This window comes from Motilimonas thetidivivens (genome assembly GCF_046452435.1).
Classification (GTDB): domain Bacteria; phylum Pseudomonadota; class Gammaproteobacteria; order Enterobacterales; family CBDFNC01; genus Motilimonas.
Genome location: NZ_JBKFDK010000007.1, coordinates 36,115 through 50,406 on the forward strand (window position 1 = coordinate 36,115; position 14,292 = coordinate 50,406).

A 14,292-nucleotide genomic window follows, 5' to 3' on the forward strand; every position below is an offset into this window, starting at 1 on the left:
AGGCAAGCTAACTTTGATTGCAAAGGAACAACATGGCTAATCATCAGCTAACAGGCGATTTTTTAGGTTTTGGTTTAGGTTTACGCACCGCACATTTTGAGCATGTATTGCAGCATCAGCCTCAAGTCGATTGGTTTGAGGTGTTATCGGAAAACTTCATGGTCGCGGGTGGCAAGCCAAAGTACTATCTTGATGCCATTGCCGAGCAATATCCTTTGGTGATGCACGGCGTGTCTATGTCTATTGGCGGCACAGACCCGCTTAATATGGATTACTTAAAAGCCCTGAAGAAGTTGGCGAATGAGGTGCAACCTAAATGGATCTCAGATCATTTATGTTGGACTTCGGTTCACGGTCAAAACAGCCATGATTTACTGCCCTTGCCTTATACCCAAGAGACGGTTGACCATGTAGCTCAGCGCGTCACTCAAGTGCAAGATTTTTTGGGCCGGAGGATCTTGTTAGAAAATGTTTCAAGTTATTTGTCTTATCAAGATTCAAGCATGGATGAATGGGATTTTTTAAATGCGGTGGCAGAGCAAGCCGACTGCTTAATCTTACTCGACATTAACAATATTTATGTTAGCGCGCGCAATCATGGTTTTGAGCCTTTAGCTTACTTAAACAAAATTAACCCCAAGCGTGTGCAGCAATTTCATCTCGCAGGTCACAGTGATTATGGCGACTATGTGATTGATACCCATGATCAAGATGTCGTCGAGCCAGTGTGGCACTTGTATCAGCAAGCACTACAGCGATTTGGCTTGGTTAGCACTATGATCGAGCGCGATGGCAATATTCCAGAGTTCCCCGCTTTAGCGCAAGAGCTGCAACAAGCAGCAAGTATCGCGCTCAAACAGTTTCCGCAGTTGACAACTCGTTTGCTTAACACTCCCGCAAAGGTGAGCTAATGAGTCGCGCCTTACGCCAACTACAATCTGCTTTTATGGATTACCTCAACAGCGGCGAGGCGTCAGCATTGGCTCCTCACATCGTCGATCAAGGCGCGATAACGCTGGATACGCGCATGGCCATTTATCACAATGCTTATCGGGTGCGGCTGCGAGAAACCATAGAAACCGATCATGAAACATTGGGGAGCTACTTAGGCGATGAGCTATTTGAGCAAATGGTGACAGCTTATATCGAGCAACATCCGTCTAAGGTGGTATCTCTGCGCGATTACTGCGATGATTTGCCATTGTTTTTAACTCAACAAGCGCCTTTTGCTCAGTACCCTATCATTGCCGATATCGCCGCTTTTGAGCGTCGTTTATTAAATGCCTTTGATGCGCCCGATGCACCAAGGTTAAGCTTTGCCGATTTGCAGCAACTTCCCGCAGCCAAATGGCCTGCTTGCCAGCTGCGATTTCATCCGAGCTTACAATTATTTAGTTGCCAAAGTAATGCGGTAGAAGCGTGGCAAAGCATTAAAGCCGAGCAAGCCCCTGCCGCGCCAGATTATAGCTCAATGCGCCACTGGCTATTGTGGCGCGGAGCTACGCGATTAACCGAGTTTATTTCCCTTGCGCCCTATCAACACGCGCTGTTATTAGGCTTTATTCAAGGCCAAAACTTTGCCGAGCAATGTGAATTAATGCTCGATTATTTTGACGGCGAAGTTGCGCCGCAACAAGTGTTATCAGCGCTACAGGCATGGTTTGAAATGGGGCTGATCGCGCGTTTAGAGCTCGTCTCAGCCTAGTGGTGAGTTACTCAAATACGGCTTATTAAGCTTGCTCTGGGGATTGATTGCTTTTTGCTTCGCTGATCACTTCTTTAGCTGTTCTGAGCGCGGAATCGAGTTGCTCATAATTAAAAGCTCTAATGCCTGTTGCTCCTTGCCAAATATCTTTGAAATAGTCATGGCTGGATAAAATGGATTCATTTGCATTATACAGTTGAATAAACTCTGCTTTTAGCTTTCCGATTTGAGAATATTTTTCAGCAGCTTCTGGATCTGGGGAGTTGGTATCTAGGGTAGCCAATATAATAATGCATATTAAAGGGCTGAAAACCAAAGCTAAAAAGAACCACGTTGGGCCACTGCGCATTCGATTTTCAGCCATATAGGCTGGAATAAGACAGAAAGCTAAGCCAACAATAATACTAATGAAGGTAAATCCCTTCATAAAAAACATTAGAACCATGACTACTCCTTTAGTGTAAATTAAAGAAGTTATTTTTTATTCTTTTTATATTTTTGTCAATTATTTGATTTTTTTGTTGTGCACTGCTTAGATTTTTGATCACAAGTTATGCTCAAACGCGATGGCAATCGCAATTGTTTAGCTGCCAAAGTAATGCGGTAGATGCGTGGCAAAGCATTAAAGTCGAGCAAGCCCCTGATGCGCCAGATTATAGCTCAACGCGCCATTGGCTATTGTGGCGCGGAGCCACGCGATTAACCGAGTTTATTTCCCTTGCGCCCTATCAACACGCGCTGTTATTAGGCTTTATTCAAGGCCAAAACTTTGCTGAGCAATGTGAATTAATGCTCGATTATTTTGACGGCGAAGTTGCGCCGCAACAAGTGTTATCAGCGCTACAGGCATGGTTTGAAATGGGGCTGATCGCGCGTTTGGACATAGCATGAGCCTTTAGCCAAGGATCACGTTGTCGGCTGAAATAATAACGCCCTAAACCGTCTCCTTGTTTCGCTGTGTGAGTTACCTTGCAGCTTTTTAAATACTCACTGACAAAATTATGGCCGATCACTTATAGTCGCCAACTTTAATGCAAAAGTATTAGGTGGCTGTTGTGGGATTGAATCATTTGCTAAAGGTAGGGGCTTGCTCTATCGCATTGTTGGGGCTAACAGCTTGCGGCGGAGGCTCTGGCAGTAATGATTCAGGTAATGAGAATCAGGGAGGGAATGAAATACTTCCAAGTATTGCACCTAGTATTAGTCCCAGTATAGAGCCCAGTGTTACGCCAAGCACAGAGCCTTTGCCTGTGGTCACGATTAGCACTCAAGTCAACCAAGGTGGACAAATTTCACCGACTCAAATAGATATTGCTCAAGGCAGTGTAGCCACCTTTGATCTCCAAGCTAACGCGGGTTACCAACTTGCTCAGGTAACGGGTTGCGCTGGTCAGTTGAGTGGTAATCAATATCAGGTTGAGGCCGAGCTGGCTTGTGTCATTAACGCTGAATTTATCGCTAATGCTGAACTGGCTTTAAACCGAGGTGATCATACGCTGGCAACCGAGGCCGAAATACTGACCTTTGCTCAGCAACAAATCAGTCAATTACAACAAACGCAGCAGTCACGCAGTAGCGCTATTTATCAAGGTGTTACCACGCCCTTAACTTGGTATCCTAGCCATGACAGTATTACCTTTAGTGTGGTTGATCCCAGCCAAAGCACCATTGTGTTGCGAGCTAATCAAACTGGCAGCGGCGCTGCTTCACAAGCGGGCTTGATTGCCTTAGGTGAGCAAAATGGCCACCGCTACAGCGCCATGGCCGCCAATTTATTTTCGGTTAATACTAGTGCCGAAACCGATCAAGTGTTAACTAACTTACTAGGCTGGTTAACCCAAGGCAGCGCTACGCCACGAAGCACTGCCAAGCCGGCGCTAAAAATAATCACAACTCACGTTTCATCTAACGCCGATAGCTGGTATTTCCCCCATAACGAACGGATCCGCGATTGGTTGCAACTGCATTATCCAGATAGCCATCAAATCAATGCCGCAAATAGCTGTGATTACGAAGCCTTGCTGGGCTGTATTGATGCCCAGCAGCCCGATCTGATCATCGTCAGTGATATTGACCGCGAGGGCCGAGGCAATCAGCCGATCGCCAGCGCCATCGAGTTTGCCAAGCAAAATCAAATTCCGTTATTAGTGATTAATTATCGCCGACAAGCCAGCGCCATGAACCAAGATTTGTATCGCTACATGGCGCTGCAAACCTACGGTAATTACTGCTCTAAACATCAGGTTGTTAATGCACAGCCCAATGAGCTGCTGGTGGCCGATCAAGACTTAATCAAGATTGCGGATTTACTGGCTCACTATCAGCAAGGCAGCGTGGCGGTGGACACAGTGGCAGGTTGTGCGACTAACTACATCAATTGTTCTGATAGTGACTTTAGCAACGCCTTCAAAGCCGCGGCCGATTGGTTTCGGGGGGGAGCAATGGCGGTGGATAGCTGGGGCATAGATGTATTTAAAGATGCCACTTCGAGCCAATATCGATTACTCAAAACCGCATTGTTATTGGCCGATAAATACCGTGGGCAAATCGATTACCCCATCACCTTGGCCGAGCCTCAAGCATTTGCGCAGGCTTTGTTCGCCGATTGGGTGGTGAGCTATGGGCGCGCCAACAATCTGGCGCAACCCGATTTGGGCCAATATGTGGTAGATAAAAGCTTGGTGCAAAAAGGGCAAGCCAGTCATTACTCTTATCCGGCTACCACCACACAAAGCCAGTGGGTTGAAGTGCCTTATCAAGGCCAATGGACCACAACTGGTTGGTATGCCTTGCCGGGTCAAACCATTAAGTTGCAACGACTCGATAGCAACAGCGCCACGGTAAAAGTAAAACTAAACTATCACCGCGCTAACACCAACCGAGTGTTTAATGGTGCTAATTACTATTCGCCACTCGAGCTTGAGCAATCGCGCTTATCGTTAACAGCGGGTAATACCGTCACCTTTAGTAGCCCCTATGGTGGGCCGATATACCTTTATATTCAAGGTGGCGAAGCGCCTTATCGAGTGCAAGTACAAGCCCAAGGTATCGCCGAGCATCCTGCGATTTTAGATGCCAGTGATCAGGCGCAAATTAGCCGCTTTGAGCAGTTATTAAGTAATACCGAATTGCCCCATGTGGATCTACGCAGTGAAGGGGCAGAGCAACACATGCGCCGCGACAAATTTACCGGTGCAATCGGCGGTGCCATTGCTGATGTTGCGGCGTTATTAACCTCGGTGCGAGACGATCACATAGGCGCGGTTTACACCTTGGCTGGGCTTAAAGTGCAAGGCAAAACCTTAACCGAGTCTTTGCCCGCAGATGTGTTAGCGGCGTGTACTGGGTTATTTGGCAATCAAGCTTGTATCGACCCTCAGCTGCACACAAGACAATTGATCCAACATGCCAACTATGACCAAAACGCCCATTGCGGCGCAGGCTGCAGTGGTAACCCTTGGGATGCAGCCTGGAATATTTCGCCAACCGGGTGGGGTGACAACCATGAACTGGGTCATAACCTGCAAACCAACAGGCTTAATGTGCAATATGTCCCCGCTTCTGGACACAATGACTGGAGCCAATACGGCTCTAGAGCAGGGGAGAACTCGAATAACATCTTTCCATATTATGTGAAGTGGCGGGCCCATTACCTGCGTGATTTACAAACCACCACATTGACCGATGGCCATATGAACCATAAGGATTTGTTTTATGTGTTTATGTCAGACGCCTTGGCGTTAACCGATAGTCAAAATCAACGCGTGGTGTTAAGTAGTAGCTGTCGTGCGTTAGACTCTGGCGACCGCTATGAAGGGCCATGGGCCAGCAATGCCTATGCCACCCACAATGGCTATCGCATGGCATTTTATATTCAACTGGCACTGCAAAATCACAAGGCGGTATTGCGCGATGGCAGCCAGTTAGACAACGGCTTTCATTTGTTTACTTTGATGTATCAATACAGCCGTATTTTTGCCGATGCCGCGCGTGATCAAGCCACATGGGATGCACAAAAAGCCAGCCTAGGGTTTAGCCAGTTTGCTTACAGCGGCGATGCCATTTACGGCGGGCGTAATGTGTCGCAAATTCCCGGCAACGACTTTATGCTGGTGGCGCTCAGTTATATAACCGCGCGCAACTGGCAAGGCTATTTTGATATGTTTGGTTTACGCTATAGCGACCTTGCCGCCAATCAAGCGGCCAGCAATGCTAGTCAAGGTAATGTGACGCCCGGCATGTATGTGCTGGAAACCGACTTGCCGCCTGCGAACATGAGTGAGGGGCTCGACTTTATCACTCTTGATTTAACCAACCCAACCGCGCGCTGGCCAAGGGATAACAGCTCGCCAGCAGATTGTGCCCTCTAGCGTCATAATGTTGAGTGATTGAGTAGGGCTAGCCAATCTAGCTTTACTCAACTTACCATTAGCCTCAAAGGGGCAAACCATTTTATCCAAATCTACTCGAGAGACTTGTTACAAAATAGCCTAATAAAGACTATGATGAAACTGGCTGTGTTGGTCAGAGAAGGCAAGGAAATGAGTAAGTTACGAGATCAAGTATGGACTTGGTATCAACAAGGTGAGCTTAAACCCGAGCAGATGCCTAAGGCGTTAGCGCTGGCGGCAGAGGCTGAGCCAGCTGTGGCTTGGCGTGAAACCATCGAACAATTATTACTTTGGCTTGGCGTATTATTCATAGGCGCTGGCGTAATCATCTTTTTCGCTTTTAACTGGCAAGATCTCGATAAGTTTGGCAAGTTTGCTTTGGTTCAGGCGCTATTGCTGGCCTGCATGTTGGCTTACGCTGGGCTGCGTTGGCGCGAGCGTGAGCAAAACCCTGCGGGGATGGGGCCTTCCAAGGCCAATGCCTGTTTATTGGGGTTAAGTTTGATGATCGGTGCCCTATTGGCCTTAGTGGGGCAAACCTATCAGACGGGCGCCGATCCTTGGCAATTATTTGCTATTTGGTCCCTGTGTTTAGTGCCATTGGCATTATTAGGTGGCTTTGATCTGTTGTGGCTAAAGCTGTTAGCGCTGGTTAATTTATCGATGGCTTTGTACTTTCATACTTGGCCGCAAGCTTGGGGCTGGTTTGACGCTGATGTCTTTACCTTAGTGTTTATCAGCGCCTTTAACGGTTTGCTATATATTGGCTTGTTAGCGGCGCAGCACTATCAGTGGCAACGCTTGCATGCCCCAATTTGTCAGTCGCTGAGTATTTTGGTGGCGATGGTAACACTGACGGTTTACGGCTGTTGGCAAGCGCTCGAAATAAGCGCCTCATCTTCGTTTGTTTACTATTTTGTTTATGCCTGTGCTGTATTTGCCTTAGCGCGCTGGGTATTGCATCAATTGTTGCCGCTCGCTTTAGTATGTTTTAGCGCGATTGCGGTGAGTACCGTTTGGCTGGGGGTGAATATGCTGGACTCATTTGATGAGTTTGGGGTGTTCTTTTTTATTGCCATGTATATCGTTATGGCCACCGCGGCGGTATCGGTATGGTTAACTAAGATCCGAGCTCAGTGGTTGCCGTTGCAGCCCAAGGAAGACGATGAGGAAGGAGAAGCTAATGGAGTCTAATGCTGCTTCCTTATGGCAAAAGCTACAACAAGCTGAGTGTGTGAATAAAGACACTGCAATGCCCGCTGAACTTGCTATGCCGCCTTGGTATTTAGGTATTTTGCAGGGTTTTGCTGGTTGGGTAGCGGCCTTGTTTTTATTGGGCTTTATGGGCAGTTTTTTGGCGCTGCTGGTTAGCGATGCCCTAGAGCATGGCATTATAGTCTTTGCGTCGATATTTGTTGTTTTCGGGGTAGTGTTAGATCGCAATGCCAAGGTACAAAAAGTGTTCGTGGCTCAGTTTGCCATGGTATTTGGTTTAAGCGGCTTACTGGGTATTGGTTGGGGCTTAGCGGCGTTATTAGATTATCGCCATGAATTGATTTGGTTTACCCTGTTTGCCGTGCTGCTGATGACCCATACCTACTTTATTAATAATCGTTTAAACATATTTTTAAATGGGGTGGGGATTGCGGCTTGTATTAGCGGCATTTTATATCAATGGCATTGGCTGAGCCTTATGCCACTGGTGATTTTGTTTCTCGCCTTGTTACTTAGCCTTAACCTCGGCAAGCTGGGGGCGCATTATGGCCGTCTAACTACCTTGGTTTACGCCTTTGCTAGCTGGACTTTATTGGCTCAATGCTTGTTAAGTCTGGGCTTGAACGAGCTCGATTTTTTCGCCACTACCTTAGCCCAGTTTTCCCTTTGGTCATCACTGCTGCCTTGGTCATTAAGCGTGTTAGCGAGTCTATTAGTAGTGCGACAAATCTTATCCGAGCAGCAACAAGCCCTATCATCTAAGGTGGGTATGGTTGCCATGGGCAGTGTGTTACTGCTTGGGTTAATGTCGATTCCCTTAGCTGGACTAAGCAGTGCTGCGCTATTCTTACTGTTGGGACTACAGCGTCAAGATAAAGTGCTATCGGCATTAGCAATCGTCAGCATACCGCTGTTTATTGCTAGTTATTACTATTCGTTAAGTGTGAGCTTACTTGAAAAGTCGCTGCTGTTAACGGCGTTAGGGATTTTCTTACTCTTAGTGCGCTGGGCGGTGAGCAAGCTATTTAGCCAGCATTTAACTAAGCGAGATGAGTCGCCAATGATGGAGGCGAAATGAAAGCAAAACCGCAAGCAAGCCGCAGTATCGCCATCGTCATCGGCCTAACCATAGCGCTGCTGGCATTCGTTAACTGGGATATAGTGCAGCGAGAAAAATGGCTGGCGCAAGGCGATATCGTGCGTTTGGAACTCGCGCCCGTTGATCCTCGCTCGTTAATGCAAGGCGATTATATGACGCTGAACTATCAGATCTTAAGGGAGATCCGCGCCAGCGCCGATGCCGAAAACCTAAATGCCTATGTTCGAGTGAAGCTTAACCAACAAAGCATCGGTCGTTTTATCGAGCTGGTGCCAGAGTATCAAAAGCGAGATCCCGCGAATGGAGAGCTGTTGTTACAAGTGCGAATTCGCGGCCATAAAGTCAAACTCGCTACCAACGCATATTTTTTCCAAGAAGGGCATGGCGAGCGCTATGAAGCAGCCAAATACGGTGAGTTTCGGGTTAATGGCAAGGGAGAGCTGTTGCTTGATAAATTGTTAGCCGATGATCTCACGCCGCTTTAATGAATTTATCGCAGCCTAATGCCAATAGGCTGCAATAATCCATTTCAATATCCGAATTTATATGCCATTCAATATGTTGTAGAGCACAAATTTTAATTAACCCTTCTCATGTCCTATTGGGTTTATAGTCGCTAGGCGCGGACTCAGTCAAACTTCTTAAAACATGATTGTACTTTGAGCTTTTTTTTACCAATAATATAACCGATTTTGCGATTCCCTAGCGCCAAGTCAGGGTGTGGGCTAGGAAAAGATAAGGATGTTGACCATGAACAGATGGCAAAAGTGGGCAGGTTTAGTGGTGCTGTCAGTGCTAATCAGTGCACCAAGTATGGCTAAAAAAGTATATAAATGGGTTGATGAAAATGGTGTCACCCACTACAGCGATAGCACTCCGGCCAGCGTCGTAAATGACAAACATAATGTAAACCAAGTGTCGGTGACCGAAGACCTCCCTTCTGGAAATTATCGCGGTGTGGCGAAAAAACCGACCTACACCAGCTTAAGTCAGTCCGAAACAGAAAAGCCCTCTCGCGGTAAAGATCCGGCAACGCAATGCTACAGCGCAATTAAAAATATGACCGCAGGTTTGGCCGCTTATAAGCAGCGCGCTAAAGAAGCTCATATGCGTAAAGGTATGAAAGAAAATGAGTTTGAGGCTAAATACCAAGATGCGGTGAATAAGATCAATAAAGCGAAAACGAGTTGCGTTGACAGCTATACCAAGGGCGGTGGCAGTCGTATCGGTATTGATTGTTTGGCTGATTTAAAAGATCCCGAAGATTTTATTTATTGTGCTTATGCTAGCCGTTTAACGGGGATGTAGGGTGAGTTTGCATGAGTGAGATGGTCTTTATAAAGTACAAAAAACGCCTAAGAATCGTCACTTGGATAAGTTATGGCTTTTTAGCGTTTGGTGTAGCGAACTGTATTGGCTCAGTCTATCTCACGGCGTTAGACCAAGCGCCCGTTTGGCCCTTAGCCTGCATCATAGTGGCGGTAATCGCTTTGCTGGTGATTCAACACCGTCTTGAGCAGCATGAGCAATAAGTAGATGGATTGTGAATACTTACTGATTAGCCATGGTCGCTTGGTAAAAGGGCGCGAATTAGCTGAGGTAAAATTTGCGCTGGTGGATGAGCTTAGCATCAGCGAGTCAAAAGCCAGCGCACTACTCGCGCCGCAGCGCAAGGTGCTCCGACGTAGTGCTGAACAGGCAAAATTAGTCGCCACTCAGCAAAAGTTACAGCAACTTGGTTTGCACAGTGACATTATTTACAGCCCAAAGGATAAGTTGATCCAGCCGTTTTTTCGTCAACAATTAGGCCTCGAAGACGCCATGTTGCGCAGTATTTATCAGGCTGAACTTAGGCTGGAATACGGTGATATCAAAGCGCTGATTTTTAACCGTTCGGCAGATTACAAATTGATCGACAGCCAAAATAACCAAGCGTTTAGTTTAAGCCGCAAAACATCAGGCTTTAGTGAAGCAGGTGCCGCCTTATTGGCAATGCTAGCCAGCTATTACGTGATGCAGCACGCCATGAAAACGCACTTGTTTAGTGCTTTGCCAGCTGGTTTGGCGACGGCTATCGGGTTATTTATTTTATTTGGCTTGATGCTGCTATTAAATAGTTTATTCAACGCTAACCAAGTTTATTCCTTGCCCTTATCTCAGCGCTTATGGTGTCGCAGTTTATGGTTGCAATCGCCGTTGCAACAGGTTTACCAAGTGTATGACCAACAAGGGCACCTACTGGGGCAACTGCGACATTGGCGCGGTGGCAAAATTTGGCACTTTGTCGATGAATCGGGCATTGCCCTTTATCGCTGTGAGTTTGAATGGGGAGTGGAAGAAAAAGCCACAGAGCTCGCTGCTGAAATGCGTGATGAGTTAATGGATTTTGACTATTTTGCCCACTTGGGCGCGTTGGGACGCCGACTGCTGCGCATAGTGGGGATTAAGGTCACCGAGCAAGATGATGCCACCTCGGCTTGGGTGGTTCGCGATATGCAGGGGATTGCCCTAGGCCAGTGGCAAGTAGAAGGCAACCATGTCGCGATCAGTGCGGGCTGTCATAATCAAGCCGAGCTAGATAACGTGCTGTTTATGCAGGTGATGATGGCAGGAAAAGTCGCATGAATGAGCCCTCCAGCTTACTATGTGTTCTGGCCAGCGGGGAGTGTTTACCCGGTATTATGCCTGAAGATGTGCGGCTTAAGTTGCGTAATGAATGGCAGCTAAGTGAGCACGAGTGTGATGCTTGGCTGAGCCAGCAACAGGTATTCTGTCGCCAAGGACTTAGCGAAATTGAAGCGGATACTTGGCAAGCTACCTTCGCCGATTTGGGATTAAAGTCGACGCTTGTTACCCAACAAGAATTGGATAACCCGCCGCAGCAAGCCAACCAAGATGGCCTTAAAGCCCAGCGTTATTTATCACTGGCAACAAGCTTACTGCTGTTTACCTACATTATTGACGACACCTTGCTAGGCTCACATTTGCTCGATATGGAAAACCTAGACTTTGGCTATCTACCTTACTTGCTAGCCGTGTTTGTTATGACCAAGGGGTTGTATCACTTTGTAAAGTTAAAGGGCTACAGTGGTTACCTTAGTCTGCTTGGGTTATCTGGACTGTTTGGTCTAGGTACTTGTTTATTGTTGCCTAACCGCAGTGATTTTGCTGCTGATGCGATCCCGCGTCGGCTGTGGCAAAGCTCAACCTTATTTGCCGTGTTCTGTTTATTGTTTGGTGCTGTCACGGGTTATCAATTGTTGGGTAACTACTTATATCAAGAGCAATACATTGAAATTAGTCGGCAGCTGCAGCTAGGTCGCCATCAATACCCCAGCCCGGAGCAAGACAAGTTGGTCGCTACCTATCAGGCGGAGTGGCAAGAGCTAAATGAATTCATCGACCAAGGCTTTTACTACATAGCCGAACAAGAACTCAGGCCAAATTATCAAGCCGCCATGTTAACGGCGATAGGTGAAGAAATAGATCACTTTTTTACTTGGATTAACTACCAAAAATACTTACAGCAGCAAGGTGTTAGCCTGCCAACCTCAGCGCATTTTGTGCTAGCTGCTAAGCAAATAGATCAATGGCAGCAGCAAGTATTTGGCAAAATGTTGGCGTTTCGCAGTGGTTACCAGCCGGGGGATCAGGTTTTCACGAGTTTAACTAAATACCTTGGCCAAGGCACAGTGCGCTATCAAGATGTAGAATCTGCCAATGCGGTGGGAGCTTACATCGGCTCTCTATACAAGGCATTACAGCAAGCTCGTTTACAATACATAGTTAAGCATCAAAAAGTTGGCCAAGAGGAGCCAATATGGCCACTTGATCTGACTCCGTTACGAACCAGTGATGCTTTGCCTAACTATGTAACGGCGCAACACGGCAAGGATACGGTTACGTTTACTTTTAATGCGGGCCCGCTTGCTGGTTATCCGCCCTTAGTTATCGCCGTGATCCGAAAGCATAAGCCCTCTACCCAGTGGCAACGTGGTGGCATGGGTTATCACTTCAAACAAATATCACCGGGGTTTCCCAATCACCTGTTGTACTCCTTTGGGTTACGCACCTTAGATGAGCCAATTAAACGTCAGTTTTTCAAGTAACCTGAGCTTTGGATAAGCCATATTGTATGAATAATCCGCAAAAACGCGGTGCATACGTCCCTATTCGCTCTGCGTTTTCATCCCTGAAAACGAAGTTTTGCTACTTATTCATACAGTATCTATTTGCCATACCCTTTAACTTAAGTATTAATTTTTTCGTTTATGTTTGACCACATTTTGATTTTTTAGGGTTATCACCCAAGTATGTCGAGGTGACGAGGAGTAGGTAACACGGCATACGGTAATCCAACACAATAATTGAATTAGCAAAGGGAATCACAATGCATAAATCAGTGCATCAATCATTCGCATTAATCGCTGCCGCAGTCATGGTCGCATCGGTGCAAGCAAAACAAGTAACAGTGCCATTTTCTGGCGCATTCCCCAACGGTGAGCCTGTGCAAGGGGTATTGTCTTATGACGATGCTGCGCCAAAACAGTTTGCCAACGAATACAGCGGTAATTTTATCGATAGCTCGCCACAGAGCTACGTTGAAGTCACCTTAGCGGGGCAAACCTACCGTGTTAACGCATCCGCTAATCTGCCATTTAACCTAGATCTGCACTGGGGTATGGGCGATGGCCGCCGTGATTTGGTGATCTTGCCTAACCAGCGCCTTTACAGCGCTAATGGCACCAGTATTCAAGCCATGGATATCATTATTTCAGATGCCGATGGTGCCCAGCAGGGGCAGGACTTACCCAGTGTCATTAGCCTTAATCCTGTCACTGGGCCAAATCGTCATCAGCCGGGTTATGATTGGGCGGAGCTTTATTTTCCAGACCGACAAACCAATAACTTTGCTGAGCTTAGCCAAGTTGGCAGCGAGCAACAAAATAGTAAAGACAAGGTGAGTTATGGCTTTGAAGCAATAGTTGAATTTGCTAACCAGCCGCCACTGAGTGAGCAGCAAATTGCCAGCGGCACCATCACTTGGGAAACCCAATTGCCCAAGGTCTATGGCAGTGACACCGACGCCGAGTATGAGGACCACACGCCTGAAATCACCTTCAAAGTAGGTCAATACAGTTATCAAATCGATCCTAGCCTAGACTACGACATGCTTAAGGTAGGTGTGCACCGTAATCAGCAAGGCTTATTATTGGGCTACCACTTTTACTACGGCTACCCACTTCAAGGGACTGATCAATTTGGTAATCCTGCGCCAGAGTTACAAGATTTTGTGTTAGATGTTTATTTGCCCAACCCTGCGTTAGCAGCCGACCTGAGCGTACCCACTAGCTTACCATCCTTGCAAACCCCCGATATTCATGTGCGTATTCACACCATGGCGGGTGGCTTAAAGGTCGTCAACCTAGTGGACCAATCGGATTTTATCAGCCCTGTGACTAAGGTGTTAATCAACGCCGATCTCAATTCGCCCGAAACCAACTTAATTGTGCCCGCTAAAGGTGGCAAGATAAGCTTTTTCCGCGATGTGTGGTTTGTTGAACCGCCTAGTTACCCTATGCCAACCGAGCCATTTTATATCCGTTATGGTGAAAATATTACTTGGCCAAATGGTTTTGTTTATAGCAATACAGGGACAAGAAGGCTTAACTTGTATCAGGAAGGCATCGGCGGATTGGCCAGTTTTTATGTGCCTAAACATTGGCCCGCGGGTGAATATAGCTTCAACCTATATGCCTATGAAGATGATACTGGCGCGGTGGCAACCAAAACGGTTAAATTTACCAAGTTAAAATAATTGCAGTAAAAACAAGCAAAAAGCTAGGGTTAGCGTCAATTGGCCTTAGCTTTTGCTTTGATAG

Annotated in this window: 13 protein-coding genes; 12 read left to right on the top strand and 1 reads right to left on the bottom strand. The window is 46.8% G+C overall.

All coding sequences use genetic code 11. The annotated features are described in order from the left end of the window. The first annotated feature begins 32 nt into the window (after positions 1-32). Complete coding sequence (bufB, locus tag ACK8OT_RS07160; RefSeq protein WP_410195812.1) at positions 33-911, top strand: MNIO family bufferin maturase; 879 nt, start codon at positions 33-35, stop codon at positions 909-911. After that, the gene (locus ACK8OT_RS07165) at positions 911-1,705 is read left to right on the top strand and encodes an HvfC/BufC family peptide modification chaperone (RefSeq protein WP_410195813.1); all 795 of its coding nucleotides are present in this window, start codon (positions 911-913) and stop codon (positions 1,703-1,705) included. Before bufB ends, ACK8OT_RS07165 begins: the two co-directional genes overlap by 1 nt. A gap of 25 nt (positions 1,706-1,730) precedes the next feature. Here the strand turns inward: ACK8OT_RS07165 and ACK8OT_RS07170 are convergent, their stop codons facing one another. Continuing rightward, positions 1,731-2,150: a hypothetical protein gene (locus ACK8OT_RS07170; protein WP_410195814.1), complete on the bottom strand. Its 420-nt coding sequence runs from the start codon at positions 2,148-2,150 to the stop codon at positions 1,731-1,733. Positions 2,151-2,284: 134 nt separating this feature from the next. On the opposite strand from ACK8OT_RS07170, the gene ACK8OT_RS07175 reads away from it, so the two are divergent. The 10 genes from ACK8OT_RS07175 to ACK8OT_RS07220 all read left to right on the top strand — a co-directional run bounded on the left by ACK8OT_RS07175 (position 2,285) and on the right by ACK8OT_RS07220 (position 14,228). Then, complete coding sequence (locus ACK8OT_RS07175; protein ID WP_410195815.1) at positions 2,285-2,596, top strand: hypothetical protein; 312 nt, start codon at positions 2,285-2,287, stop codon at positions 2,594-2,596. Between the two features lie 164 nt (positions 2,597-2,760). Next, positions 2,761-6,075 carry an ImpA family metalloprotease gene (locus tag ACK8OT_RS07180; RefSeq protein WP_410195816.1) on the top strand — a complete coding sequence of 1,105 codons (3,315 nt, stop codon included), beginning with the start codon at positions 2,761-2,763 and terminating at the stop codon, positions 6,073-6,075. A gap of 171 nt (positions 6,076-6,246) precedes the next feature. Continuing rightward, the gene (locus ACK8OT_RS07185; protein ID WP_410195817.1) at positions 6,247-7,290 is read left to right on the top strand and encodes a DUF2157 domain-containing protein; all 1,044 of its coding nucleotides are present in this window, start codon (positions 6,247-6,249) and stop codon (positions 7,288-7,290) included. Continuing rightward, complete coding sequence (locus ACK8OT_RS07190) at positions 7,280-8,389, top strand: DUF4401 domain-containing protein (protein WP_410195818.1); 1,110 nt, start codon at positions 7,280-7,282, stop codon at positions 8,387-8,389. The genes ACK8OT_RS07185 and ACK8OT_RS07190 overlap by 11 nt, the downstream gene beginning before the upstream one ends. Further along, on the top strand, positions 8,386-8,895 hold the full coding sequence (locus tag ACK8OT_RS07195; RefSeq protein WP_410195819.1) for a GDYXXLXY domain-containing protein: 510 nt from the start codon (positions 8,386-8,388) through the stop codon (positions 8,893-8,895). Before ACK8OT_RS07190 ends, ACK8OT_RS07195 begins: the two co-directional genes overlap by 4 nt. Positions 8,896-9,160: 265 nt before the next feature. Then, a complete protein-coding gene (locus ACK8OT_RS07200) occupies positions 9,161-9,718 on the top strand; it encodes a DUF4124 domain-containing protein (protein ID WP_410195820.1) in 558 nt (185 codons plus the stop codon). An 11-nt stretch (positions 9,719-9,729) separates the two neighbouring features. Next, positions 9,730-9,942 (top strand): hypothetical protein, encoded by a 213-nt coding sequence (locus ACK8OT_RS07205; RefSeq protein WP_410195821.1) that lies wholly within the window; start codon positions 9,730-9,732, stop codon positions 9,940-9,942. Between the two features lie 4 nt (positions 9,943-9,946). Further along, positions 9,947-11,035 (top strand): hypothetical protein, encoded by a 1,089-nt coding sequence (locus ACK8OT_RS07210; protein ID WP_410195822.1) that lies wholly within the window; start codon positions 9,947-9,949, stop codon positions 11,033-11,035. Continuing rightward, positions 11,032-12,519: a hypothetical protein gene (locus ACK8OT_RS07215; RefSeq protein WP_410195823.1), complete on the top strand. Its 1,488-nt coding sequence runs from the start codon at positions 11,032-11,034 to the stop codon at positions 12,517-12,519. Before ACK8OT_RS07210 ends, ACK8OT_RS07215 begins: the two co-directional genes overlap by 4 nt. 281 nt (positions 12,520-12,800) lie before the next feature. Continuing rightward, positions 12,801-14,228 carry a hypothetical protein gene (locus ACK8OT_RS07220; RefSeq protein WP_410195824.1) on the top strand — a complete coding sequence of 476 codons (1,428 nt, stop codon included), beginning with the start codon at positions 12,801-12,803 and terminating at the stop codon, positions 14,226-14,228. The last annotated feature ends 64 nt before the right edge of the window (positions 14,229-14,292 follow it).